The sequence below is a fragment of the Stenotrophomonas sp. 22385 genome (assembly GCF_052045085.1).
GTDB lineage: Bacteria > Pseudomonadota > Gammaproteobacteria > Xanthomonadales > Xanthomonadaceae > Stenotrophomonas.
Window position 1 is genome coordinate 614,999 of sequence record NZ_JBQEOG010000001.1, and the last position, 26,804, is coordinate 641,802.

General features: G+C 66.5%; 17 protein-coding genes. 13 read left to right on the plus strand and 4 right to left on the minus strand.

Annotation, left to right across the window (positions count from 1 at the left end):
* Window positions 1-7 precede the first annotated feature (7 nt).
* The 6 genes from ACTJI4_RS02645 (at window position 8) to ACTJI4_RS02670 (ending at window position 8,546) form a co-directional block, all read left to right on the plus strand.
* Entirely contained in the window at window positions 8-1,036 is a 1,029-nt protein-coding gene (locus ACTJI4_RS02645; protein WP_440868424.1) for an SIS domain-containing protein, read from the plus strand.
* Window positions 1,036-2,184 (plus strand): N-acetylglucosamine-6-phosphate deacetylase, encoded by a 1,149-nt coding sequence (gene nagA / locus ACTJI4_RS02650; protein WP_392918291.1) that lies wholly within the window; start codon window positions 1,036-1,038, stop codon window positions 2,182-2,184. The genes ACTJI4_RS02645 and nagA overlap by 1 nt, the downstream gene beginning before the upstream one ends.
* Window positions 2,181-3,248: an acyltransferase family protein gene (locus ACTJI4_RS02655; protein ID WP_440868425.1), complete on the plus strand. Its 1,068-nt coding sequence runs from the start codon at window positions 2,181-2,183 to the stop codon at window positions 3,246-3,248. The genes nagA and ACTJI4_RS02655 overlap by 4 nt, the downstream gene beginning before the upstream one ends.
* A 131-nt stretch (window positions 3,249-3,379) precedes the next feature.
* Entirely contained in the window at window positions 3,380-6,352 is a 2,973-nt protein-coding gene (locus ACTJI4_RS02660; protein ID WP_440868426.1) for an autotransporter family protein, read from the plus strand.
* Between the two features lie 63 nt (window positions 6,353-6,415).
* Window positions 6,416-7,135, plus strand: coding sequence for an IclR family transcriptional regulator (locus tag ACTJI4_RS02665; RefSeq protein WP_392918281.1), 720 nt, complete (start codon window positions 6,416-6,418; stop codon window positions 7,133-7,135).
* 97 nt (window positions 7,136-7,232) lie between these two features.
* Complete coding sequence (locus ACTJI4_RS02670; RefSeq protein WP_392918278.1) at window positions 7,233-8,546, plus strand: MFS transporter; 1,314 nt, start codon at window positions 7,233-7,235, stop codon at window positions 8,544-8,546.
* A gap of 242 nt (window positions 8,547-8,788) precedes the next feature.
* On the opposite strand, the gene ACTJI4_RS02675 is transcribed toward ACTJI4_RS02670, so the two are convergent.
* A complete protein-coding gene (locus tag ACTJI4_RS02675) occupies window positions 8,789-9,958 on the minus strand; it encodes a mandelate racemase/muconate lactonizing enzyme family protein (RefSeq protein ID WP_440868427.1) in 1,170 nt (389 codons plus the stop codon).
* Window positions 9,955-10,887 (minus strand): dihydrodipicolinate synthase family protein, encoded by a 933-nt coding sequence (locus tag ACTJI4_RS02680; protein WP_440868428.1) that lies wholly within the window; start codon window positions 10,885-10,887, stop codon window positions 9,955-9,957. The genes ACTJI4_RS02675 and ACTJI4_RS02680 overlap by 4 nt, the downstream gene beginning before the upstream one ends.
* Window positions 10,888-11,132: 245 nt before the next feature.
* Here ACTJI4_RS02680 and ACTJI4_RS02685 point away from each other — a divergent pair, with 245 nt between their 5' ends.
* From ACTJI4_RS02685 to ACTJI4_RS02700, 4 genes are read left to right on the plus strand one after another with little or no spacing between them, the layout of a single operon-like run.
* Complete coding sequence (locus tag ACTJI4_RS02685; RefSeq protein ID WP_392918269.1) at window positions 11,133-13,805, plus strand: TonB-dependent receptor; 2,673 nt, start codon at window positions 11,133-11,135, stop codon at window positions 13,803-13,805.
* Between the two features lie 31 nt (window positions 13,806-13,836).
* Window positions 13,837-14,574 (plus strand): SDR family NAD(P)-dependent oxidoreductase, encoded by a 738-nt coding sequence (locus tag ACTJI4_RS02690; RefSeq protein ID WP_440868429.1) that lies wholly within the window; start codon window positions 13,837-13,839, stop codon window positions 14,572-14,574.
* Complete coding sequence (locus tag ACTJI4_RS02695; protein ID WP_392918263.1) at window positions 14,571-15,491, plus strand: 2-dehydro-3-deoxygalactonokinase; 921 nt, start codon at window positions 14,571-14,573, stop codon at window positions 15,489-15,491. Before ACTJI4_RS02690 ends, ACTJI4_RS02695 begins: the two co-directional genes overlap by 4 nt.
* Window positions 15,488-16,963, plus strand: a complete 1,476-nt coding sequence (locus tag ACTJI4_RS02700) for a 2-dehydro-3-deoxy-6-phosphogalactonate aldolase (protein WP_392918260.1) — start codon at window positions 15,488-15,490, stop codon at window positions 16,961-16,963. Before ACTJI4_RS02695 ends, ACTJI4_RS02700 begins: the two co-directional genes overlap by 4 nt.
* Before the next feature lie 192 nt (window positions 16,964-17,155).
* On the opposite strand, the gene ACTJI4_RS02705 is transcribed toward ACTJI4_RS02700, so the two are convergent.
* The gene (locus ACTJI4_RS02705) at window positions 17,156-18,376 is read right to left on the minus strand and encodes a multifunctional CCA addition/repair protein (protein WP_440868430.1); all 1,221 of its coding nucleotides are present in this window, start codon (window positions 18,374-18,376) and stop codon (window positions 17,156-17,158) included.
* Window positions 18,377-18,379: 3 nt separating this feature from the next.
* The gene (locus ACTJI4_RS02710) at window positions 18,380-20,359 is read right to left on the minus strand and encodes a transglycosylase SLT domain-containing protein (protein ID WP_440868431.1); all 1,980 of its coding nucleotides are present in this window, start codon (window positions 20,357-20,359) and stop codon (window positions 18,380-18,382) included.
* A 247-nt stretch (window positions 20,360-20,606) separates the two neighbouring features.
* Here ACTJI4_RS02710 and ACTJI4_RS02715 point away from each other — a divergent pair, with 247 nt between their 5' ends.
* From ACTJI4_RS02715 to ACTJI4_RS02725, 3 genes are all read left to right on the plus strand, one after another.
* Window positions 20,607-21,014, plus strand: a complete 408-nt coding sequence (locus tag ACTJI4_RS02715; RefSeq protein WP_068854013.1) for an ExbD/TolR family protein — start codon at window positions 20,607-20,609, stop codon at window positions 21,012-21,014.
* 376 nt (window positions 21,015-21,390) lie between these two features.
* Window positions 21,391-26,178 (plus strand): RHS repeat-associated core domain-containing protein, encoded by a 4,788-nt coding sequence (locus tag ACTJI4_RS02720; protein WP_440868432.1) that lies wholly within the window; start codon window positions 21,391-21,393, stop codon window positions 26,176-26,178.
* Window positions 26,168-26,548, plus strand: a complete 381-nt coding sequence (locus tag ACTJI4_RS02725; protein WP_440868433.1) for a hypothetical protein — start codon at window positions 26,168-26,170, stop codon at window positions 26,546-26,548. The genes ACTJI4_RS02720 and ACTJI4_RS02725 overlap by 11 nt, the downstream gene beginning before the upstream one ends.
* Window positions 26,549-26,804: the final 256 nt, after the last annotated feature.

The following is a 26,804-nucleotide window of genomic DNA, read 5'->3' on the forward strand; positions in this document are numbered from 1 at the left end:
GTCCCGCATGTCCCTGCCAGCCCCGCACGACACCCTGATGTTCCGCGAAGCCGCCGAAGCGGCCGACGTGATCGCCGCGCAGTTCGCGCGCAACGAAGCGACGGTGCAGACGCTGGCCGCGACCCTGCGCGCGGCGCCGCCGCCGTTCGTGGTGACCTGCGCGCGTGGCAGTTCCGACCACGCCGCCACGTATGCCAAGTACCTGCTGGAAACCAAGCTCGGCCTGGTGACGGCCTCGGCCTCGCCGTCGGTGGGGTCGGTGTACGAATCCCCGCTGCAGCTGCGTGGTGCGCTGTACATCGTCATTTCGCAGTCCGGCAAGAGCCCGGACCTGCTGCGCAACGCCGAGGCCGCGCGCGCCGCCGGTGCGCGCGTGGTGGCACTGGTCAACGTGGAAGATTCGCCGCTGGCGCAGCTGGCCGAAACCGTGATTCCGCTGGGCGCGGGCGCCGAGCGCAGCGTGGCAGCCACCAAGAGCTACCTCGCCTCGCTGTCGGCGATCCTGCAGCTGGTCGCGTACTGGAGCCAGGATGCCGGGCTGATCGCCTCGCTGCGCACGTTGCCCGACGCACTGCGCCAGGCCTGGAACAGCGACTGGTCCGCACTGACCGACGGCCTGGTGCCGGCGCACAACCTGTTCGTGGTCGGCCGTGGCCTGGGCCTGGGGGCAGCGCAGGAAGCGGCGCTGAAGTTCAAGGAAACCTGCGGCCTGCACGCCGAAGCCTACAGCTCGGCCGAGGTCAAGCACGGGCCGATGGCGCTGGTGGGCCCGGGCTTCCCGGTGCTGGCCTTCGCCCAGCCCGATGAAACCGGCGCGGGTACCCGCGCGGTGGCCGCCGAGTTCGCCGCGCGCGATGCGCAGGTCTGGCTGGCCGCCCCGGATGGCGACCTCCCGCTTCCGCCAGCGCCACACCCGGCGTGTGCGCCGCTGCTCACCGTGCAGGCGTTCTACAAGGCCATCAACGCGCTGGCACTGCGCCGCGGGCACAACCCGGACCTGCCGCCGCACCTGAACAAGGTTACGGAGACCGTCTGATGAAGACCGTCCTGCGCAATGCCCGCATCCTCACCGCCGACGGCTTCCGCGATGACCTGGCGGTGGTGATCGAAGCCGGGCGCATCACCGCGCTGGTCTCCGATGCCGCGCCGCAGCTGGGCAGTGCGGCCGAGCAGGTGGACCTGGGCGGTGGCTGGCTGCTGCCCGGGTTCATCGATGCGCAGGTCAATGGCGGTGGCGGCGTGCTGTTCAACAACACGCCCGACGTGGAAAGCCTGCGCGCGCTGGCCGCCGCGCACCGCCGCTTCGGCACCACCGCGCTGCTGCCAACGCTGATCAGCGATGACGTGCAGGTGATGCGCAAGGCGATCGACGCTACCCGCCAGGCGATTGTCGACGGCGTACCCGGGGTGATCGGCATCCACCTGGAAGGACCGTATATCGCACCGGCACGCAAGGGCACGCATGACGCGAACAAGTTCCGCGTACCCGATGCCGACGAAATCGCCATGGCGGCTTCGCTCGACAATGGCGTGACCCTGCTGACCCTGGCGCCGGAGCGGGTGCCGCTGGACAGCATCCGTGCGCTGGTCGAACGTGGCGTGATCGTGGCCGCCGGGCACACCGCGGCGACGTATGAGGAAGCGCGCGCAGGGCTGGATGCCGGCATCCGCGGTTTCACCCACCTGTACAACGCGATGTCACCACTGACCGGGCGCGAACCCGGCGCGGTGGGCGCGGCGCTGGAAGACCGCGGCAGCTGGGTCGGCATCATCGCCGACGGCGTGCACGTGCACCCGGCCAGCCTGCGCGTGGCGCTGGCGACCAAACCGCAGGGCAAGGTCATGCTGGTCACCGATGCGATGCCGCCGGTGGGTGCCGACAACCCCAGCTACGAACTGTATGGCGAAGTGATCACCGCCGTGGACGGGGTGGTGCGCAATGCGGCCGGTTCGCTGGCCGGTTCGGCGCTGGACATGGCCACGGCCGTGCGCAATGCGGTGCAGCTGCTGGGCCTGTCGCTGGAGGAGGCCGCGCGGATGGCGTCGCGCTATCCGGCGCAGTTCCTCAACGTGGATGACCGCCTGGGCGAAATTGCCGAGGGCTACCAGGCCGACCTGGTGCTGCTCGACGAGGCGCTGCAGGTGCGCGCCACCTGGATTGCCGGCCAGCGCGAGGACGCATGAACACTGCCGCATCATCGCGCATGGGCTCCATCGATGCCCTGCGCGGACTGACCGTGGCCGCCATGCTGCTGGTCAACGACCCGGGCGACTGGAGTCACGTGTATCCGCCGCTGCTGCATGCGGACTGGCACGGCTTCACCCCGACCGACCTGATCTTCCCGCTGTTCCTGTTCATTGCCGGCGTCTCGATGGCCTTCAGTCTCGTGCCGCGCGCCGTGGACCCGAGCGCACGCGCCGCGCTGGGCCGCACGCTGCTGCAACGCGCGCTGCGCATTCTCGTCGCGGGCGCGTTGCTGCATGTGCTGGCGTGGTGGTTGTTCGAGCTGCCGGCCTATCGACTGTGGGGCGTGCTGCAGCGGATCGCGCTGTGCGTGGCGGTGGTCGGGCTGCTGGCCATCCACACCCGGCAACGCACGCAGTGGGCGGTATTGGGGGGGCTGTTGCTGGGCTATGCATCGCTGCTGCTGGGGGCCGACACGCTGGAGCCGTGGCTCAACCCGGTCAGCCGCGCCGATACCGCGCTGTTCGCACCGTTCCTCTACAAGTACGACGCCATCACCAGGCTCGGGCATGACCCGGAAGGCCTGCTCAGCAGCGCCGGTGCCATCGCCACCACGTTGCTGGGGTTGATTGCAGGGCGCTGGCTGCGTGCCGGCAGCCTGGGCGCACTGGCCGGACTCGCGCTGGTGCTGCTGGGCGGCGGCCTGCTGCTGGCCCCGGTGCTGCCGTTCAACAAGAACCTGTGGACGCCCAGCTACGTGCTGTGGACCGGTGGCCTGTCGATCATGGCGCTGCTGCTGGCGCATTTGCTGGTCGACCGTTACCGCTGGCCGGCGCTGGGCCGCCGTTTTGGTGTCAACGCGATTGCCGCCTACCTCGGTTCGTCGGTCATGGCGCTGGTGCTGACTGCCAGCGGTGCTTGGGCGGCGTGTTGTGCCTCGCTGCTGCAGCTGTTGCCTTCCATGCCGGAACTCGCGTCGCTGATGTGCGCGGTGGGCTTCGTCCTGGTCTGGTGGGCCGTCGCCTGGGTGCTGGATGCGCGACGGATCTACCTCAAGATCTGACTCCTCACGGTTCCTATACCCGGCCATCACATCTCGGCCAGTAAGACTACGCGCACGGGGGCAGTAGTTTTACTGGAAAAAGCACGCTCAGTCGTACAACCGTATTCCTTCCTATGGAAAAGGATCGGGTCATGCTCCCCAGGATCGCGTTGTCGAGGCACCCCTTGGCCGACTGCATTGGCCGTATCACCCGCCTGGCCTGTGGCGCCGCGCTGCTGGCAGCCGCCAGTCCCGCTTGGGCGGGTTGCGATAACACCGCACCGGCTACGGGCCAGACAGTCACCTGTACGACCAGTCCGCCCAGCCCCCAGACCACGGCCATCACCAGTGTCGTCGGCTCCAGCAACGTCACCATCAACGTGCAGAGCGGTGCGCAGCTGGTGGTCGCTGGAGGCGCATCGATCGGGCTGAATGGCGGGGCGGGGCATCTGATCGACAACCGCGGCACGATCAGCAACACCGGTGGTGGCGCCATCGTGACCAATGCCGCCACGACCGTCATCAACCGTGGCGTCATCAGTGGGTCCAGCGGCATCATTTTCGGGACCGGCGCCGACCGCTTCGAGATGCTGGGCGGTACGCTCAGTGGCGGGGTTCTCCAAGGCGTGGGGAGCGACTCGATCGTCATCCGCGACGGAACGATGGACCGCATCGATCAGGGTGACGGCGAGGACAGCCTGGAGGTCAGCGGCGGGACCGTGACCGGCACGGTCCAGCAGGGATCGGGCATCGATACGTTCCTGATGACCGGAGGTACCATCGGTGCGTTGCTGCAGGGCGATGGGCTTGATCGCTTCCGCATGACCGACGGGCGCATCGTCGGCGCGTTCGATGATGGTGATTATGGCGAGATGACCGGCGGCCGCATCGGCCGGGTCAACATGAAGCTGGAAGACAATACCTTCCTGATGTCCGGCGGCACCATCGACGGCAATCTTGTCACAGGCTTCGGCAACGACACCATCGTGCTGTCCGATGGCTACATCGGTGGCAACATCAGCGTCAGCGGTGGCAACGATTCAGTCACGATCACCGGGGGCACCGTTCGCGGTGAGATCCGTCTCAGCTTCGGCAATGACCGCGTCGACTGGAATGGCGGTGGCGTGGTGCATGGCCTGGTCGATCTGGGCGAAGGCGATGACACGGCGACGTTGGGAAACCTCAATGTTTCCCACTTGGGTGCACTGCCTGCCTTCACCGGAGGCCTGGGCAACGACACCTTGAGCATGGGCAACGTCAAGACCAGCGGCGTGGCGCGCTTCACTGGTTGGGAAGCGGTGGCGCTGCGCAATGACACCCAGCTCACCTTCGATGGCGACCTGGTCCTTGGCGACAGCGCCAGCGGCACCGGCACGCTGGACGTGGATGCCACCAGCACGCTGTTCGCCGGCGGCGTCACTGCCGGCATCGTTGGCTTCAATGCGGCGTTGCCGGTGAGCGTGACCAATGCCGGGTGGATCGATCTGACCAACGGCACCAATGGCGCAGGCGACGTGTTCACCATTGCCGGCAACTACACCGGCAACGGCGGCGCACTGTACCTGGACACGGTGCTGGGCGCGGACGATTCCGTATCGGACCGGCTGGTGATCTCCAACGGGGTTGCCGGCGGCACCACCGGCGTGGGCATCCTCAATGCGGGCGGAGCGGGGGCCGAGACGGTAGCGGACGGCATCATGGTCGTGCAGGCCATCAATGGCGCCAGCACCAGCGCTACCGCTTTCGCGCTTTACAGTCCGGTGGCGGCCGGCGCGTTCGAGTACTTCCTCTTCAAGGGTGGCGTCAGCGCAGGGAGTGGCGAGAACTGGTATCTGCGTTCGACCCTGGTCAACGGCGTGGCCGCCGCAGCGGCTGCGCCTCCCACGGGTCTGGGCTCGGTCACGCCTGAGCCACCGCCGCCGGAGGCGCAGGGGGCGCTGCCGCCTGCGCTGCCGCCGCCCCCCTCACCGGATGTACCGGAGAACCCAGATCCGGTGGCCGCAGAACCCGCGCCGCCGCCGGAGCCGGCCCCGCCGCCGCCGGTGCCGGAACCGCAGGTGGAGGCGCCGCCACCGGTGCCAACCGAGGTGGCTGCTGTTCCCGGCCCATTGGCGGTGCCGCCGACGCCGGATGCACGTCCGTCGGAAGCGGCCATCGTGCCCCTGTACCGGCTGGAGACCAGTGTGTATTCGGTGGTGCCGCCGCTGCTGCGCGAGGCCAGCCTGGCCAGCCTGGGCACCTTCCACGAACGTCAGGGCGAGCAGCGCATCCTGGCCGGGCAGGGCGGCGTGCCTGCTGCCTGGGCGCGGCTGGTCGGGCAAAGCCACGACCAGCACTGGGAAGGCGATGCCCAACCCGGATTCGACGGAGATATCCAGGGCGTGCAGGCCGGGTTGGATCTGTACGCCAACGCTGAGGGCGGCCACCGCGATCAGTTCGGTGTCTTTGTCGGGCGCACCCGCGCGCAGGGCAACGTCAACGGCTTTGCGATCGGGTGGGAGAACGTCGCGGTGGGCAGTACCCGCCTGGACGACAAGCACGTGGGGCTGTACTGGACGCGCGCGGGCAGCGCCGGCGGCTACCTGGACGTGGTGGTCATGCAGAGCCGTTACGACGGAGAAGCCACATCCGCGCGTGGCATCGGGATCGACGTGGATGGCGACGGCACCACGGCGTCGGTGGAGCTCGGCAAGCCGCTGCTGCGCTTCGGCCAGTCGGCCTGGTGGCTGGAACCGCAGGTGCAGGTGATCTGGCAGCGCACCTCGGTGGACGATGCCGCCGACCGCATCGCGCAGCTGCGCTTCAATGCCGACAATGCCTGGACCGGCCGGGTCGGCCTGCGCCTGGCTGCCGACTACGACATTGCCGGCAACGGGTGGCAGCCGTACTTCAAGCTCAACTACTGGCAGACGCTCGACGGCGAAGACCGCATCGACTTCGACAGCAACCGCATCACCAACCAGCAGGATTCGCGCGCGCTGGAAGTCGGCTTCGGGGTGGTGGCGCGCTTCAACGCCAATGTCAGCGCGTTTGCGGTCGCCGACTACACGCGCGACCTGGAAAGCAGCCGTCAGAAGGAACGCAAGGTGATCGAAGGCACGGTCGGGATGCGGTTCGATTTCTAGCGGGAACCGGGCATTGTGTTGCTATTGGTGGCATTACCTCCGGCGGGGAAGTACGCTTTCCGGATGCGAACCAAGCCAAATGCCCAGCCCAACCAGAGCCTGATCGACGGTATTGCGACCCTGCAGGCGCTGGCGTCCTCGCCCGAGCCGGTGGGCTGCCGCGAACTGGCCCGGCAGCTGGATGCCAACCCCACCCGGGTCAACCGGCTGCTCAAGACGCTGGCCTACCTGGGCATTGCCCGGCAGACCGCCGACCGCAAATACACCGCCGGGCCGGGCATGCACGTGCTGGCCGCGCAGAGCCTGTTCGCCTCCGGGCTGATCCGCCGCGCGCTGCCCGTGCTGGAGCACCTGCGCCGGTTCGGCCATACCGTGGCGCTGGGCGTGCTGTGGAACGACAGCGTCAGCTACCTGTTCCATGCGCCGCCGGGCATCGAGGCGGCGCGGGGCCTGGGCCGCATCGGCCTGCTGCCAGCGACCACCAGTGGCATCGGCATCGTGCTGCTGGCCCAGCTGTCCGATGATGAAGTGCGCGAGCTGTACGCCGACCGCCCCATCCCGATGTTCCCGGAAGGCATCGAGCAGCTGCTGGCCACCCTGGAACAGACAAGGCGGCAGGGGCATGCACGCGTGCACGTGGCCGACGAACGCGACCACCACATCGTGGCCATTGCCATGGGCGATCCTGTGCATGCCGGCATTGCGATGTCCGGCTGGATCCCTGAATCGGCCACCGAAGAACTGGTCGCGGCACTGCGCACGGCGGCCGCCGAGATCGGCTGAAGGCTTTGCCGCAGTGCGGTTTGACATGTTGCTACAATAGCAATACGTTGCAGCCTTCCGAAGGGGAGGCATCGGCAATGTCCAAGCGTGCGGGCGCATGACCGGCGGCAGGAACACCAAGTGGGTGCTGCTGGCCCTGCTGTTCTTTTCCACGGTGATCAACTACCTGGACCGGCAGGCGCTGTCGATCCTGGCCACGACCATCCAGGCCGACCTCGGCATGAGCGACCTGGAATATGCCCGCGTGGTGCAGGTGTTCCTGTTCGCCTACGCAGCGGCCTACGTGATGGCCGGGCGGGTTACCGACTGGCTGGGCGCGCGCGTGGCGCTGCTGCTGTTCGTGGGCTGGTGGTCACTGGCCAATATCGCCACCGGCTTCGTGCGCAGTGCGTTCGAACTGGGCGCGGCGCGTTTCGCGCTGGGGCTGGGGGAGCCGGGCAATTACACCGTGGGCACCAAGGTAGTGTCGGAGCAGTTTCCGGCGCCGCAGCGCGGCCTGGCGCTGGGCCTGTACACCGCCGGCGCGATGATCGGCGCGACACTGGCGCCGCCGTTGATTGGTGGCATTGCATTGACGTATGGATGGCGCAGCGCGTTCTGGATCACTGGCGTGGCCGGGCTGTTGTGGATGATTGCGTGGTACCTGGTCTACCCGCGCCCGGCGCGGCAGACGGCCACGGCGGTGCCTGCGGCTGCGACGGCCGAAGCAGTTGCCACACCTGCACTCGAAACGCCCGCAGCAACCGCACCGGCGGTGTCGATGAAAGGGGTCTGGGGCCGGCTGGCGCGCGACCGCACGGTGTGGGCGCTGGTCGCCTCGCGCGCGGTGGCCGACCCGGTCTGGTACTTCTACCTGTTCTGGTTCCCCAAATACCTGGGCGATGCGCGCGGCATGAGTCTGGCCGCAATCGCCTCGCTGGCGTGGATCGTCTACGTTGCTGCGGACATTGGCAGCGTCGGTGGTGGCTTGATTTCAGGGCGGCTGGTCAAGCGCGGCATGAGCCCGGTGCGGGCCCGCCTGACCACCATGATCGGCGCGGCCTGCCTGGCGCCGATCGGCATGCTGGTGGCGCTTCATCCGCCGATCCCGCTGCTGCTCGCGCTGGCCTGCGTGGTGACGTTCGCGCACCTGACCTACCAGATCAACCTCACTGCGATGACGGTCGATCTGTTCCCCTCGCGCTACATCGCGTCAGTCGCCGGGTTGGTGGGCTGCGGCAGCGCGCTGGGTGGCATGGTCTCGGCGCAGGTGGTGGGCCACCTGGTCGCCGACGGCAACTTCGACCGCGCCTTCGTGCTGATGGCGTTCCTGCACCCCATTGCAGTGCTGCTGGCGTGGACCGCGCTGAGAAAAGCCAAGCGCTCCAGGATGACGTTGATCGGTCCAGACGCGCAGGTCGTGGCGGGCTGAGCGGGGAACGGCATGCGGTGATCGTCGCAGCGAACGCATGGCGTCGCCGGTAGGGTCGCATCCCTATCGAGCGCCGATGGACCATCCACGCCCGGTGATGGCATGACCATCATCGGGACGGCCTTTTCTCCGGCGAAGGTCATGCCCTTACCGAATGCGGACGATTCAATGGCGGTCGATTGGGATGCGACCCTACCGGCATCCCTGCGACGAGTGAGGCCGGAAACGCTCCGGCTTCAGTTTCAGGGGACGAACTCTGCGTGTTCCCAGAAACGTGCGTTGGGCTGCGCGCCCAGGCCATGACCGGAGGGCAGCGTGTAGCCCTCGCGCGCATACGCCATGTCGGTGTCCAGCATCTCCACCGAGCGCGAGAAGATCGAGTGCTGCCACTCGTGCCGCCACAGGCCCGCGATGACCGCCGACGCATGCAGGCTGGCCGCCATGAAGATGCCGCCGCCGATGGTGGCGTGCGGTGCGATCTGCACCCCGTGCGCTGCCGCCAGGCGTGCAATGCGCAGGAACTGGGTGATGCCGGTGTGGCCCATCTCCGGCTGCACATAGGCAAGCGTGTCGCCCACCAGCCGTAGCTGCGCGACGTACTCGGTAGGCCACTCTTCGCCGGCCGCGACCGGAATGGGGCTGTCGCGGCCCAAGGCAATCAGTCCGGCCACATCTTCAGGCTTGAGCGGCGCTTCAATGAAAGCCAGTTTTGCGGGCGCCAGCTGCCCTGCCAGGGCCAACGCCTGCGCGTGATCGAACTTCCAGTGCAGGTCCACCATCAGGTGCACCGCATCGCCCAGCTCGGTGCGCAGCGCCTGCATTTCTTCGACGATGCCCTCATGGCTCACCACCGCGTGCACCTTGAAGGCATCGTGGCCCTGCGCCGCAAACGCGCGCGCCATCGCCACCTTCTCCGCGACCGTTGCCGCCGGCAGGCCGGACACATAGCCGGGAATGGTGTCGCGTTGCCGCTCACCCAGCAGCGCCCACAGCGGCTGGCCGGCCGCACGCGCGCGCAGGTCCCATAGGGCGATGTCCAGCGCCGCCAGCGCATCGGTGTGGAACCCGCTGCCGCAGCCACGCACGCGCATCAGGCCGTAAAGGTCGTCCCAGATCTGCTCCACGTCGTCCGGCTCGCGCCCGATCAGTTCCGGCGCAAGCAGGTCGTTGATGATCTCGCAGGTCGCGCGCGGCGCGCAGATGCCATAGGTTTCGCCCCAGCCCACCGCGCCATCGGCGGTGGTGACGCGCACCAGCACCGAGCGGTCCACGGTGGGGTAGAGCGTCCCGTTGCCCTTGCGCACCAGGTAGCCGCGCGCGTTGACCCGCTCGCCCGGCCCCAGCGGCCCCAGGTAGGGCGTGGTGCGCGGAACGGTGAGGATGAAGGTTTCAACCTGGGTGACCTGGCTCACGCGTGGCTTCTCCGTGCCTGCCCGGGGACGGTGTCCAACGGCAGCAGGTCGCTGATGCGATCCAGCAGGATATCCAGTTCGCGTTCGTCGAAGCGGTCCAGTGCCGGTCCCGGTGCACGCACATGGTCGCTGCCGATCAGGCCGCGGCGCAGCAGGATGGCCTTGGTCAGGCGCCAGCGGAACACCGCCTGCATGCTGAGCAGCGGCAGGGTGCGCTCGAACAACGTTCGCGCACGCGACTGATCGCCTGCCGCCCAGGCCGCCAGCATCGCCACGTGCACCTCGGTGATTTCGCAGGCCGGCATCGTACCGACCGCCCCGCGCGTGAGTTCATCCAGTACATAGCGGGCGCCGGCACCGCCGAACACCGCGCGCACGCTGCTGCCGGCGCGTTCGGACAGCGCGGTGATGCGGTGGCCCGAGGGCATCGTCTCTTCCTTGACGTATTCAATGGCGGGGACACGCGCGGTCAGTGCCACCACCTCGTCGACGCCCAACCCGACGCCCATCGGCGCCGGTGCGTTCTGCAGCATCACCGCCACGCCCGATTCGCTGGCCAGGCGGCTGAAGAACGCGGCCATGCCCTCGGCATCACCGGCCAGCGCGTGCGGGGTGAGCACCATCGCCGCACTCGCACCGGCGTGGCCACCGGCCTGGGCCAGCCGCACCGCGTCTTCCAGCGTGCGCGCGCTGGCGCCGACGATGAACGGCACGCGGCCGCGGTTCCAGCGGCCGATGCAGGCCGTCAGGTGCAGGCGCTCATCCAGCGTGAGCATGTCGTACTCGCTGGCCAGGCCCGGAAACACCACCCCGGCCGCGCCGGCGGCCAGGATGTACTCGAACACGGCTTCGGTCCCGGCCTCGTCGAGCGCGCCGTGCGCGTCGAAGATGCTGGGCAGGATCGGGAAGACACCTTGCAGAACGGCCATTGCGCCGGGTCCTTGTTGGAAAGCGTGTGCCATGGATAGCAACACTATGGAAGGAAAGTGGCCGCAGACGCTACAGGCAGATCTTGATTCTTCGCTGCATTGCAGCGTGCGCGGTCAAATCATATTGCTATATTAGCTACACGCTGCCAAGCCGCAGCGCAGCAGCAACGACGAAAAAGCGCTGGATCCAGCTGGGCAGGTCGGGGGCCTGCAGCGGGATCCCTACCTTGGGAGAGGGCCGATACATGCTTCGTTTTCGACGTTCCACCTTGTTCACCGCCTTGGGCACCTGCCTGCTGGCGCCGATGCTGGCCGCCGCACAGGATGCTCCGCCCGCCACCACCACCACCGCCGGCGACCAACAGGCGCAGACGCTCGACGCCGTGAGCGTGGTCGGCATCCGCGGCAGCCTGGAAGCCTCGCGCGACCTCAAACGCGATTCGCCGCAGATCGTCGACGCGATCGTGGCCGATGACATCGGCAAGCTGCCCGACACCAACGTCGCCGAATCGCTGGGCCGGGTGGCCGGCGTGCAGCTCGAGCGCGGCATGGGCGAGGGCAGCGACATCCTGGTGCGCGGCCTGAAAGAGAACGTGCTGCTGTACAACGGCCGCCAGATCGTCGATGCCACCGGGCGCGGCGGCAACGGCCTGGACCAGCTGGCCACCTCCACCTACGGACTGCTCTCGCTGGTGCCCTCCGAACTGATCTCGCGGCTGGAAGTCACCAAGCTGGCCGGCGCCGACCAGATGTCCGGTGGGCTGGGTGGCATCGTCGACATCCACACCCGGCAGCCGCTGTCGGGCGACAGCGACCAGAACGTGGTCAGCCTGGCCGGCACCTACGACGACATGGCCGATTCCTGGGGCCACAACGCGTTCGGGCTGATCTCGCGGCGCAATGAGGACCGCACCTTCGGTGCGTTGCTGTCGGCCACGTACGGCCGCCGCAACGTGGTGCAGCAGGGCCTGGATACGTTCTCCGGGTATGCCCGCTTCAACGACCCGACCGACCCCACCCGCACGCGCTTCGGCAGCACCGACATGCGTGCGCAGAACATCGACGATGACCGCACCAAAGTTGGCCTGAGCGCGGTGCTGCAGTGGCGCCCGGCCGATGGCGTGGAGCTGTCCTGGGACACGTTTTATTCCCGGCAGAAGGCCGAGCGCGACCGCTACTGGATCGCCTTCAACCCCTCCGCCGGCCTGAGCAACGCGGTCTATTCCGACCACGACATCCTGCTGGCCGGCCGGTCCACCGGCACCGTGCTGCTCAACACCGAAGTGGCCGACATCGATTCGGACACCCTGTCCAGCGCGCTGCGCGCCAGCTTCCAGGTCGGCGAACGCGTGACCGGTTCGGCTGAACTGGACTGGGGGCGTTCCACCGCCAGTTACAACCAGCGCTACATGCGGCTGGCGCCGATGGCCGGGCTGACCTCGGTCACCGACTTCGACCTGCGCAGCGGCAGCTTCGGCAGCTTCAATGTCAGTGGCGTCAACGTGGTTGATCCGGCGCAGTGGCGCATGACCATCCTGTTCGACAACGACTGGCGCGCGCAGACCGACTCGCGCGCGCTGCGCACCGACTGGAGCCTGGCCTTCGACAATGGCCCGCTGCGTTCGCTGGACGTCGGCGCGCGCTTCAGCCGGCTGGAAAGCCTGCAGGACCCGCGCCGCGCCGACATCCGCCCGGCCGGCGGCATTCCGGTCACGCAGATGGATCCGTACATCCGCGTGTACAGCAACAACGACTTCCTGCCGGGTGAGTTCGCCGGCCTGCCGCGCGATTACCTGGGGGCGTTCCGCGGCACCTTCGGCGGCTGCGACAGCTTCACCACGTTGCCGCAGATCTCCCAGAACCCGCAGTGCCTGGATCCGGCCACTACCGCGCTGGCCTATTCGGCCACCTTCAGCGTCGATGAAGACTTCCTCGAGGCCTACGCCAAGCTCAACTGGGACGCCGAGGTGGGCGGCATGGCGCTGGGCGGCAACGTCGGCCTGCGCTTCGTGGGCCGTGACCTGACCTCGCGCGGCAACCTGATCAGCGGCACCGGCGTGCTGACCCCGTCGAACTTCGAACGGGATGACCGCAACGTACTGCCCTCGGCGGTGGCCAAGCTGCAGATCACCGACAGCCTGGTGCTGCGCGGCGGCGCGGCCAAGGTGGTCGCCTTCCCCAACACCGAAGACCTCAACAACGGCGTGACCCTCAACAACAACGCCGTGTTCGATGCCAACGGCGTGCAGACCTCGCCGGGCACCGGCAGCGGCGGCGCACCGGACCTGGATCCGTTCAAGGCCACCCAGTACGACCTGTCGCTGGAGTGGTACTACGGCGGCCAGGGCCTGCTTTCGGCCGGCCTGTTCTACAAGGACGTGTCCACCTTCATCGTGCAGCGCCAGAGCGCGGAAACCTACAGCAACGTCAACTTCCTGGTGCTGCGCAAGATCAACGGCGACAAGGCCAAGGTGAAGGGCGCCGAGCTGCTGGCGCAGGTGCCCTTCAGTGGCATGTTCGATGGCTTCGGCGTGGTGGCCACCTACACCTGGATCGACTCGGAAACCCCGATCACCGACATCAACGGCAATGCGATGACCTTCCCGGGCCTGTCCAAGAACAACGCCAACCTGATCGGCTACTACGAGAACGGTCCGTTCGGCATCCGCCTGGCCTACAACTGGCGTGACGAGTACCTGGTGGGATTGTCGGCGGCATCCACGGGCATCTACAACGATACCTACAAGGACCTGTCGGCATCGATGAGCTACGATTTCAGCGAGCGCTTGTCGCTGAAGCTGGAAGGCAACAACCTGCTCGACAGCGAACAGCGCACCTTCGACGGCTATGCCGAAGGCCTGCGTACCAACGTGGTGTTCGGCCGGTCCTACAAGGCCAGCCTGACCTACCGGTTCTGAGCATGGTTCCTCTGGAAAGGATGGGCAGGGCATGAGCGAGGCGGGAATGCAGGGGCGAGCGGTGCTGGTGACCGGCGCGGCCAGCGGGATAGGCGCAGCGGTGGTGACGCGGCTGCGCGCCGATGGCGCCCGGGTGGCGGCGCTGGACCAGGGCGTGTCGAGCGGGGCGGACGCCAGTGCCGTGGCCGACCTGCGTTCGCCGGAGGCGGTCAGTGCTGCGATTGCCGAGGTGCGCACTGCGCTGGGGCCCTTTGATGCGCTGGTGCATTGCGCCGGCATCTGCCCGCCGGGCAGCACGCTCGACAGCACCGACGACCTTTGGCTGGACGTGTACTCGGTCAACGTGCTCGGTGCGCTGCGGGTGATGCGCGAGGTGGTGCCGGACATGCGCGGGCGCGGTGGCAGCATCGTGCTGGTGTCGTCGATCAACGCGCGTTTCGCCACCCCGGGGCTGGCGGCCTATGCCGCGTCCAAGGCCGCGCTGGAGGAGATGTCGCGCACCGCCGCGCTGGAGTTTGCCCCGGACCACATCCGGGTCAACACCATCGCGCCGGCGTCGGTGGACACACCGATGCTGCAGGCCTCGTTCGCGCGCGCCGCCGATCCAGCCGCTGCCCGGCGCAGCAACGAGCAGCGTCATCCGCTGGGTCGCCTAGGCACCCCGGAAGACGCCGCCGAGCTGGCGTTGTTCCTGGCCTCGCCGCGCAGCGGCTGGATCACCGGTTCGGTGTTTCCATTGGACGGTGGTGCAGGGGTGACCCGGCGATGAGTGTGCAGGACACGAACTACATCATCGGCATCAACTGGGGCAGTACCAACTTCCGTGCTTACCGGATCGACGAAGACGGAACCGTCAGCGCGACGATCGAACAGCCGCGCGGCATTGCCGGGCTGGAGCGGTCGCAGATGCAGGCGCTGCTGGAGGAGGTAACAACGGCATGGCCGCACGCCTCGCGGATCTACGCCAGCGGCATGATTGGTTCGAACATCGGCTGGAGTGATGCGGGATACGTGGAGTGCCCGGCGTCACCGGACGCCATTGCCGGGCGCCTGCATGAGGTCCAGATCGGTGCGCATGCGGTGGCGATCGTTCCGGGGCTGGCCTGCCGGCGCGGCGACGGTGCACCGGACATCATGCGCGGGGAGGAAACCGAGCTGCTGGGGATGGTCGCGCTCGGGACGATTCCGGCCACGGGACTGGTGGCCTTGCCCGGCACGCACAGCAAGTGGGTGCGGCTGGAACAGGGCGTGGTGGTGGAGTTCATGACCGCGATGTCGGGCGAGATCTTCGACCGGCTCACCGCAGCCGGATTGCTGGCATCCGTGGTGGATGGACCGGCCGAAGACGGCGCGGCGTTCATCGATGGCGTGCGGGCCGCGCAGGGCGGTGCGGGCTTGGCCACGCTGCTGTTCGGCGCGCGGGCGCAGGTAATCCGGGGGGATCTGGCCCGACGCGATGGCGCCTCGTATCTGCGTGGACTGCTGATCGGCGCGGAGCTCGCCGATGTGCGCCGCTACTGGGTAGACGTAATGAACGAGGTGCCGTTGATCGGCGCAGCGCCGGTGTGTGCGCTGTATGCGCGCGCACTGCAGGAGCTGGGTAGCTCCGGCAGGCCCATCGCCTCGCAGCAGGCCTCGACCCGCGGGTTCATGGCACTGCACCGGGCAGCGGGGGCGATGGCATGAGTGCGCATGATGCGGTGTTCGACCGTGCACTGGCCGATACGGGACTGATTGCGATCCTGCGCGGGCTGACTGGCGACGAAGCGATTGCAGTGGTGGAGGCGCTGTATGCCGCCGGCGTGCGGCTGGCGGAAGTGCCGCTCAATTCGCCGGACCCGTTCCCCACCATCGCCGCACTGGCAGCGCATTTTGAAGGGCGCATGCTGATCGGTGCCGGCACGGTGGTGACCACCGATGCGGTCGAGCAGCTCGCTACCACCGGTTGCGCGTTCTGCGTGTCGCCCAATACCGATCCGGCCGTGATCGCTGCCGCACTGGCGAAGGGCATGATCCCCTTGCCCGGGTTCGCCACTGCAACCGAAGCGTTCGCCGCCAACGCCGCCGGTGCCCGCCATCTCAAGGCATTCCCGGCCCATGGCGCGCGACCGCAGTTGTCCGCGCTGTCGGCGGTGCTACCGGCCGGCGTGACGCTCATTGCCGTGGGCGGCGTGAGCGTGGGCGACATCGGCGCATACCGCCAGGCAGGTGTTCGCGCCTTCGGCGTCGGCACCGATCTGTACCGTCCCGGCCGGGCCGCCGATGACGTCGGCCGGCGTGCTGCCGCATGGATCCAGGCCTTGCAGGCGCCCCCGACGCCGGTGGCCATGTTGGTGCATGCCGCGCAGACGATGGTGGGCGAGTCGCCCCTCTTCGATGCCGAAGGCGCCTTGTGCTGGGTCGACCCGACCGTGCCGTGCCTGCTGCGCTGGGATGGTAAGGCGTGCACGCGCGTGCCGCTGACCGAACCGGTGTGGGCGTTGGGACGGGTGGGGTCCGCGCTGGTCGGCAATGGCGAGACACACTTCCTGCGGCTCGGGCCGGAGGGAAGCATCACTGTCGGCCCTGAGATCGATGTCGGTGTGGGATGCCGGCTCAACGATATGGTGGTGGACAGCCGGGGCGGGCTGTGGGGCGGTTCCATGCATCGCGGCCTGTTGTCCGGCCGTGGCGCGCTGTTCCATGCAACCCGCCCGGAAGCACCCGCGCAGCGCGTGGCAGAGGGGCTGGGCGTGGCCAACGGCATGGCCTTCTCTTCCGACGAACGCACGTTGTTCGTGATCGACACGCTGGCGCGCACGCTGCTCGCCTATCCGGCCGATATCGACACCGGCACGCTGGGCGAACCGCGCGTGGTGACCGACTTCCTCGGCCTGCCCGGCAAACCCGACGGCATGGCGATGGGACCCGACGGCCACCTGTGGGTGGCGATGTGGGGCGGCCATGCGGTGGTGGAACTCGCCCCCAACGGTGCGGTCCTGCGCTCGATCCCGGTCCCTGCCGCACACGTAGGCAGCCTCGCATTTGCACACGACGGACGCCTTTTCATCACTACCGCGCGGGCGCGCCTGTCCGACGCCGATCTCGCCCGCTCACCCGGAGCAGGCGGCCTGTTCGTGGTGCATCCATTTGACAAAGCGTTCGCGATGCATCGGTAGGGTCGCATCCCAATCGACGATGTGCATGGATGCACGAGTGGTGCGGCCGCAGGATGCGGAGGAGCACCACCGCCGTGGGATGATCAACATCCGGTTGTGGCATGACCTCCGTCGAGACCGCGCTTGTGCTTCGGCGCAGGTCATGCGTTACCGAACGTGGGCACGCTGAGGGCGGTTGTTTGGGAACCAACCCTACCGGGCGGCGGCGATTGCCTTGATGCGGGCTTGAGCCAGCGCCTCGCCTACTGCTGGACCTTTCAGGTGGGCCAGATCCAGGTCGCGGGCCTGCACTGACAACGCCGCCTGGTGCAGGCGCTTGAGCGTTTCACCCTGCGGGTAAGGCCGATCCTCGAAGCTGAGACGGCCGCGCGCATCTGCCTCGCAGCACACCGCGATCCTGGCGATCCGTTCGGGCCGCCGGAACCCATCGCAGCGGCCGAGCAGCTCCAGCACCGTGCCATCGCGCAGTTCATCGATACGGTGCACGTTGAGATGGTCGCGGCACACCGCCTCGGCCAGTTGGCGATGGTCCAGCGGCACTTTCAGGCGATCACACAGCGCACGCAGCGGTTCCAGTCCGCGCTGCTCATGCATCACATGGCGCGGCCATTCCGCCTGCGGGGTCAGTGCCTTGCCCAGGTCGTGGGTGAGCGCGGCAAAGCCGACCATGTCATCGTCCGGCGCCAGCTGCGCGGCAATATCGCTGACCATTTCCTGGTGCACGCCAGTATCCACCTCCGGGTGGTGTTCGGCGCGCTGCGGCACCCCGTACAGCGCTTCCAGCTCGGGCAGCACCGCGCCCAGCGCCCCGGCATCGTGCAGCGTGCGCAGGAAGGCCGAGGGTTGGGCCGAACCGAGTACGCGGCGCAGCTCCTGCCAGACCCGTTCGGGCACCAACGCATCCAGCTCGCCGCTTTCGGCGATCTGCCGCATCAGCTGCATCGTTTCCGGCGCCACGCTGAAGCCCAGCGGTGCAAAGCGCGCCATGAAGCGCGCTGCACGCAGCACCCGAAGCGGATCTTCCACGAAGGCGGGGCCCACATGGCGCAGCACGCGCTGTTCAATGTCGCGCACGCCGCCGTAAGGGTCCACCAGCTCGCCGCTGGCCTCATCGCAGGCAATCGCATTGATGGTGAAATCGCGGCGCAGCAGGTCTTCTTCCAGCGTCACCGATGGATCGGCATCGACCACAAAGCCCCGGTAGCCGCGCCCGGATTTGCGCTCGGTCCGCGCCAGCGCGTATTCCTCGCCCGTGTCCGGGTGCAGGAATACCGGGAAATCCTTGCCCACGGCTTTGTAGCCCAGCGCTTCCATTTCCGGCTGGGTGGCACCGACCACCACCCAGTCGCGGTCGCCGGCAGGACGCTGCAGCAGGCGGTCGCGCACGGCGCCGCCAACGAGATAGATCTTCATGGGTCAGTCGCCGCCCTTCTCCGCATCGGTCGGGCAGGTGAACGCCTTCCGCTTCGCCTGCAGCCGCCCGTTCATGCGGTCGGTCACCGGCAGCGCATCGCCGTTCAAGCGCCAGTCGTAGATCACGCTGAAGGCCAGGATCCGCGCCACGTACTCGCGGGTTTCCTTGTAGCTGATGGTCTCGATCCAGATGTCCGGGTCGAAGCCCGGCCGCTGCGACTGCCAGCGTGCGGTCGGGGTCGGCCCGGCGTTGTAGGCGGCGATGGTCACGTACGGCAGGCCCTCGTACTTGTTCATCAGCTGGCGCAGGTAGGCGGTGCCGATGGCGATGTTGGTGTCGGCGTCATACAGGCTGGCCGCACCGCCGTAGTTGGTCAGGCCGATGGTCTTGGCCACGCTGGCACCGGTAGCCGGCAACACCTGCATCAGCCCCATCGCATTGGCTGGCGAACGCGCCTTCGGGTTGAAGATGCTCTCGGCGCGGATCTCGGCGGCCACCCAGGCCGGATCGATCGCGTTGCGGGCCGATTCGCGGCGGATCGCATCGTCGTGGTGCAGCGGGAAGCGCAGGCTGTACAGGCGCTGCTCTTCCGGTGTCTTGCCCAGCGAGAACACCGCGCGGTCGAACCAGCCGTTGTCGCGCGCCACTTCCACCGCGATGCGGCGCTGGGTGGTATCGAAGCGGGTCAGTGCATCGTTCCACTCGGCCACGGCCCAGCCGGAACGTTCGATCTTGAACAGCTCCATCGCGCGCACGATCGCCGGGTCACGTGCCACCGTGGCCTGTGCCTGCGCACTGTCCTTGGGTTCCACCGGGCACAGCGTGTAGGTGCTCTGGCCCAGCTGGTCGGCGGCCAGGAAGCCATGGAAGGTGGCCGCGCGCGCGGCTTCGCGGTACAGCGGCAATGCCTCGTTGCGCTTGCCGGTCTTGTCCAGCATGCGCGCCTCGAAGTAGCGCCAGCGCGAGTCATTGCGCTGGGTCGGGCCCATCTTGCGGATCGCGGCCAGCGTGGCCGGCCAATCGCCGCGCGACATCGCCTCGCGCGCCCGCCATTCGTGCAGGCGCTCGTCATAGGCCGAATCCGGCACCGCATTGAGCCGGCGTGCGGAATCGGGCCCATAGGACGCCACCGTCCACAGCGCGATCTGGTACTTCACCTCCGCCTGCTGGGCGGCGCTCAGCTGCAGTGCGTTGGCGTACTGCGGCAGCTGCTGTTCGGTCGCGTCCGGGTCGGCCTTGGCCAGCTTGGCCAGGCCGTCGGTCGCGATGCGCCGGCTGCGTTCGTTGCGCGGCCAGTTCAGTGCGCTGGCATTGGGCTTGTCCACGAACGCCGCATAGGTGTTGGCCAGCGCCAGATCGGCGGCCGGCAGCCCGCGGGCGGCGCTGCGCATCACCGCCGGCTGCTGCGCATCGGCAGCGGCATCGATGCGCTCCCAGCGCAGCTCCGCGCTCAGTCCGCCCTTGGCGTCCAGTACCGCAAAAACGGGATCGCAGGCATCGGGCAGGGACTTGCCGGTGCTGCGCCAGATCGCCTGGGCCTCGCTGACCCACTGCGCATCGGCCTTGCCGGTGGCCTGGCGCGCATTGAGCTGGGCGCAGCGCAGGCCGACATTCTCGGTGGGCGCCCAGTTCGCCAGCAGGGTGGGCCAGTCCTGGCGCCGGGCCACCGCCGGCAACCACACGCTGCGGAAGCTGCTGGCCACGGCCTGGCCGTTGTAGCGCTTGAGGAACTCCTGGGCCTGGGCCGTGGTGACCGTATCGATGTTGCGGCGCAGGGTGGCGTACTCCAGCCAGCCATACAGCGGGTGCTTTGCCAGCCCCGCCGCCTGGCCGGGATCGAACTGGCCGCGTTCGGCATTCTCGATGGCCGCCTTCATCTGCGCGCGCTGGGCGTCCAGGCTCTGGGCACCGGCATCGGCGCCAACGCCCGTGCAGGCGAGCAGGGTGGCGGAACTGAGGATCAGGAGGGGGAGTCGGTTCATGCCGAAAGGATAGCGGGCGGGGGTGAACGCCGGTGAGGGCAAGCCAACTCGATGATGAACGGCACCCGTCGCCCCCCTGAACAGGCGCCCCCGAGCGGCGTAGTGTCAAGGCTGCCAGCCAACCAGCAGGCAGCCCATCCACCACCCGGTAGAGCCAGCCCCTGGCTGGCTGCGCAGAAGGAACAGAACAACACGGTAGCGCCGGCCGTTGGCCGGCCCCCAGGAACCCAACAACAAGGACCACACCATGGCATTCAGTGCAGCAGGCAACTCTGGACCACTGGCCGACATCAACGTCACCCCGTTGGTGGATGTAATGCTGGTGCTGTTGATCATCTTCATCGTGACCGCCCCGATGGTGTCCATGCCCATCCCGGTCAACCTGCCGCAACCCACCACCGTGGTACCGCCCACCGCACCGCCACCGCCGATCGAGCTGCGCGTGGACGCCAGCAACCAGGTCAGCTGGAACGGCCAGATGGTTGCGGTCAGCTCGCTGCAGCAGCGCATGCAGGACGCCGCCCAGGCCAACACCGGCAACGTTCCCGAACTGCGCATCGCCACCGACCCCAACGCCGAGTACGACGTGATGGCCAAGGTGCTGGCGGCCGCCAATAACGCGCACATGGAAAAGATCGCGTTCGTGAACCCATAGCAGAAAGAGCGGCCCGCCCACCGGCGGGCCGCTTCCGCGTCACCAACAGCCGCCCGGTAGGTACCGACCGTTGGTCGGTACGCACGCAGATCACGCCGAAAGGGACCCCGTCCTCCATCACCAGCCACTGTCGTTGCGATGATTCCTTTGTAGGAAATCCCCGCGTAGGCGTGTAAGACAAGCCGAAAATCGCGGCAAGAGCAGCGCCAGTCACACCCTTGAGTGAGAGCGGTCACACTTTCCCGCCTTGCCCACAACGCCTTCCTCGCGCATAAACCTCCCTGTCACTCACCGCCCGCAAAGTCGGCACAGGCGGTGACGCCCGAATGATGTTTCCAGTCAAACGCGCCGTCTGCCTCCAGGAAGGAGTACAGGGATGTCCAGGTCAACCCCGCACCGCACGGGCCAACGCGTGCTCGTCACTCTCATCGCGCTTTCAACCGCTTCTTTTGCGCACGCGCAGGAAGTGGAGAAGAAGTGGGAAACCATGATTACCTTTGGTCAGCCCAAGAACACAGAGGGCGAAGTCCAGGGCGCAATCGAGAGTATCTACGCCTCCTACCAGTCCGGCGGCCCCTTCAGCTGGCACGTCGCCAAACAGACCGTCGCCAAGGACAAGGTCCTGTACGACTACCAGATCAAGCCGGAGGCGCTGCAGCGCACTGACTGGAATTACATTCTCAACTCGCAGGACTACGCGACGGAGGATGCGCTGATCGCGGCGATCAAGACCGCATACGTCTCGTCCCCACAATGTCCGGCGACGGAAGTCACTCCCGGCACCTGGACCGGGATCCCCGGCGGTGGCGCAGGTGCCGGCCCGGATGGCAGCAATACGGGCGAAGACGCAAACTACGCCGTGGTGGTGCAATCCCATGACCCGGCAACGGGCGCGTGCTCCGCCACGCCAGCCACGCAGTACGTGCAGCGCACGCGCACGGTCAAATGCCCAAACAACACGATCATGGCCTGGCGTCCTGATCTGGATGCCTGTGGCATGGATCCCATGCAGGAGCAGAGCAGCGCACAGATGCGCACCTATTCCAGCACGCCGCTGACGAACCAATGCCCGGTGGGCAACCCGTGCGAGCCTACAACCGGCAACAAGACCCAGCCGGAGCTGGATCTGGACTATGGCTGGATCCAGTTCACCCGCTACTTCCAGTCCATGACCTCCACGGCGGGTGGTGCGTTCGGACAAGGTTGGACGCACTCGCACAACCTGCGCCTGGCCATCGGCACCGATCCCACCACGTTCCCGCCGGGTACGGAACTCAACGTGGGATTGATCCAGGCCGACGGCACGCACGGCGCCTTCCAGAAAGTGGGCACTGCATACGAAGCCATCGACGGCAGTGGCGATCGCATCGTCCCTCACGGAACAGAGTGGCAGCTCTTCCGCGCTGACGAGGTGCTGACCTTCGATGCAGGTGGCCGGTTGAAGTCACGCGCCCGCGAGGATGGTACGACGTTGACCTACGCGTACGACCCGCACGCGCGTCTCGCTTCCATCACTCACACAAACGGTCGCACGCTGGGATTCCACTATGACACGCCCCAAGGTGCCGATCTGATCAGTGCGCTCTCGATGGCGGGTCAGATGGTGGCGTCCTACACCTATACCCCCACTGCACAGGTGGCCACCGTCACCTATGCCGGTGGGGCAACCCGTGTCTACCACTACGAAGACAGCCGCTTCCCGCGGTACCTAACCGGCGTCACCGCCGAGGACAACCAACGGTTCGGCTGGTACGCCTATGACGCCAAGGGGCGGGTGACCTGCAGCCGCCATTCGGGTGACTGCAGCCAAGCCGATGCCGGAATTGATGGGACGCAGCTGGTCTACACCGCCGCAGGCACCACCGTCGTTACCGATGCCCTTGGCCGTGTCACCACGTATGGCCTCACCGGTACCTCCAACGGCGGCTATCCGCGCAAGGTCACCGGGCTCACCGATACTCAAGGCGCTGTCAGCCGTACCTATTACCCCGCAGCGCAGGACTTCCGCCGCAGGTTGGACACGGTCACCGACCGTCGGGGGATACAGACCAAGTACGCCTACAGCACCGGAACAGACCCCGTGGGCGGCCACGCGGTCAACGTGCAGATCACGACCGAGGCCGTCGGCCTGCCAGAACAGCGAATCATCGAAACCCACACGGATGCGAGCAGCAACCGGGTGACACTCAGCAGGGTGGGTAATCGCGAGACGCGCATTACCCGCAACACCCGTCTGCAGCCAACCAGCATTGCGGTGAGGGATATCACCACCGACGAGCTTCGCACCACCACCTTGGGCTATTGCGAGGCAGCGGATGTGGCGGCCGGCGGCAGCTGCCCGGTGCTGGGCCTGCTCAAGCAGGTGGATGGTCCACGCACTGACGCAAATGACGTGGTCACCTACGCCTACTATGCGGCCGATGATGCCGGCTGCGCTCCCGGGGGCACCGGCACGTGCAACTTCCGCAAGGGCGACCTGCTGAGCGTGACCAACGCAGCGGGAAACAGCGCACAGACGTTGGCGTACGACGCCAACGGCCGGCCGCTCTCAGTGGTGGACAGCAACGGCGTGATCACTGATTTCACCTACCATCCGCGTGGCTGGCCAACCTCTGTCACCGTGCGGGGTGACTCTGCCGCCACCAACCGCACCACCCAGATCAGCTACTGGCCCACCGGCCAGGTGCAGGAAGTCGTCGAGCCCGATGGCAGCACCGTCACCTATGTCTACGACGCTGCCCAGCGGCTGACCGACATTGCCGACAATGCGGGCAATACCCTCCACTACACCTTGGACAACGCCGGCAACCGCCTCAAGGAAGACACGGTGGATGCCGCTGGCACGCTGCGCCGCACCCTGTCCCGCATCTACAACACGTTGGGCGAGCTGACCACGCTGAAGGACGCCGGCAACCACGCCACCGTCTTTACGTATGACCCTGAAGGCAGCCCCGCCAGTGTGACCGACGCCCTGCAGCGGGTCACCACCCAGCAGCACGACCCGCTGGGTCGTCTCGCCCGCACCTTGCAGGATGTAGGGGGCATCGAGGCTGAGATCAAAACCAGCTACAACGCGCTGGACCAGGTCACCCAGGTCACTGACCCGAAGGGACTGCACACCACCTATGCCTACAACGGCTTTGGAGACCTCACCGCGCAGGTAAGTCCGGACAGCGGAACGACGGGCTTCACCGTGGATGCGGCCGGGAACCGCAAGACCCGCACAGACGCCCGTGGCATCACCGCCACCTATCACTATGACGCGCTCAACCGCCTGACCGGAATTGCCTATCCGGACCCCAACTTGGACGTTGGCTACACCTACGACACCGCACCCGCTGTCTGCGAGGCCAACGAACGCTTCGCCAAGGGCCGGTTGGGGCACGTGCAGCACACAGCAGGCAGCACCGCGTATTGCCATGACCGCTTCGGCCAGGTCACCCGGAAGGTGCAGACGGTAAATGGCGTCAGCAGCACTGTGCGGTACTCATACACAGCCGCTGGCCGACTGGCCCAGCTGACCTACCCCGATGGCAGTGTCGCCGACTATGTGCGAGACAGCCTCGGTCGCATCACAGAGATAGGCCTGACGCGCCCGAGCCAAGCACGGCAGGTGGTAGTCACCAACGTCACCCATGCACCGTTCGGCCCGGCCACCGGATGGACTTACGGCAATGGCCGCCAACTGCAGCGCCCGGTGGATACCGATTACCGTCCGCAAGCCGTCCATGATCCGGCCCCGGGCGGCCTCTCGCTGAGCTTCGGGTATGACGCGGTGGGTAGCATCACCGAGTTGAAGAACGGCACCGGCACTGAGGTTCAGGCCAAATATGGCTACGACACGCTGGGCCGCCTGATCCAGACGCAGGATGGTCCGACGGGCACTCCGATTGAAACGTACACCTACGACGCCACCGGGAACCGTATCTCGCTGACCACATCGTCCGGCACAGTGGCGTACTCCTATCCAGCAGAAAGCCACTGGCTCACCGCAATTGACGGCGCCACTCGCAGCTACGATCCCATAGGCAATACGGTGAGCCTAAATGGTAAGGAGCTGGTGTACAGCAGCGCCAATCGGATGAGTCACGTTAAGCTGGCCGGTGAGGTAGTGGAAGCGTACACCTACGACCATCGAGGTGAGCGCGTGATGCGCTCTTCGAGTTCCGAGGAATCGCAGGTCACCATCTACGACGAGTACGGCCGGTGGCTGGGCAACTACGGAATGACGGGCAATTCGCTCCAGCAGGGGATCTGGCTGGATGAGTACCCGGTAGCACTGACCGGATCAAACGCAGCAGCGACCAGTGAACTGGTTTACATCCAGCCGGACCATCTGGGGACGCCACGTGCTGTCATCGAACCACTTCGTAATATGGCGATCTGGGAATGGAGTGCCAAGGGCGAGGTGTTCGGCCTGCAGGAGCCAAGCAGTGACCCAGACGGAGATGGCGTAAAGTTCGAGCTGGCACTTCGCTTCCCCGGACAGCAGGCAACCGAGGCGAGTGGGCTCTTCTACAACAATCAGCGTGAATACGACTCAGCGGTCGGACGCTACTCTCAGAGCGATCCGGTCGGCCTGGCTGGAGGGATCAGTACTTACGGCTACGTCGGCGGAAACCCAACGCGCTCTAGTGACCGCCATGGTCTACGTGGAACCATGCCACGTTTCGTTCCTTTGCCCATCTATGGTGGCGGGCAGTTCGACCAAGACGGTTTTCCCATTGCGGAAGCTGGATACGGTGGTCCGTACATTGGCAAAGATCCGATTGGCGGATTTCCCACGGCACCTTCGCCTACGTTGTTGATACCGGCTGTCTCAACTCTGATGACGAGCGTCGCGATGTCACCCGGCATGTGGCTTGAGATGCTGAAGCAGCTTTCACAGAAGCAAGATGAGTGTCCGATTCCTGGTACGACCCCTGAAAAGAGGACGAAGGGAAACACCAACATTGAAAGCAAGCAGGGCGGGTTTGATACTGCAAATAGTGATTTCGATGACCTGTCCCCTAGCGATGTATCCTCAAAGGGAGGCGGCATTAGGGTGGGTACCCTTGAAGACGGGCGGACAATTACTGTGCGTCCTACATCTTCGGATGGGTCGCCTACGATAGAGATACGGTCCGGGAACAGAACGCGGGTGAAGGTGCGATATGTCAAATAAGTATGAGGTTCTGCTCGGCCTGCTACCAAGGCCATCCAGTTCCAACGTCGTTTTCGACGATGGCCGTGTAGTGATTCAAGGGCGAGATGGAGGCGATTGTGTGGCGTTGGAAATCTCGTTTTCTTCCGTGGATTTCATCTGTGTTTCTGATGAGGGTGTGAGGCTGAGACTTTTCGCCGATATGGGAGACAAGCGAGGGGCATTGGTTCGATGTAACGAAGGTTCGTTGATGAGCTATTACGTTGATGAATCACTGGGGACCCGTTCCAGTAATCAATTGTCACACTTCATTCTAATGATTGGTGAGGAGGTGATTGACGTGATTTCTGGTGATGAGCCGGAGGTTCTTATGAGTGATTCATTGCGCTGACTATGAGCCAGCACTACACGTGAGGCTTGGTTTCGTGGCACTCGCGAACGGCAAGGTTGCGTCATGGGAAGTGCTGCTTCGCAATGATGTGGATGCATTCGTAACGCCTTGAACTTGAGCCGCTCAGTAAAGTACCTAAGGCCATACTCGGCTCACAAGGAAGAAGCTATGGGCGCGTCTGTCGTGGATCTTGCGCTGTACACCCTGGGAGGGATTGGGCTGCTGTCTGTCGGCCTTGTTCCAATTCGAGTGAGTC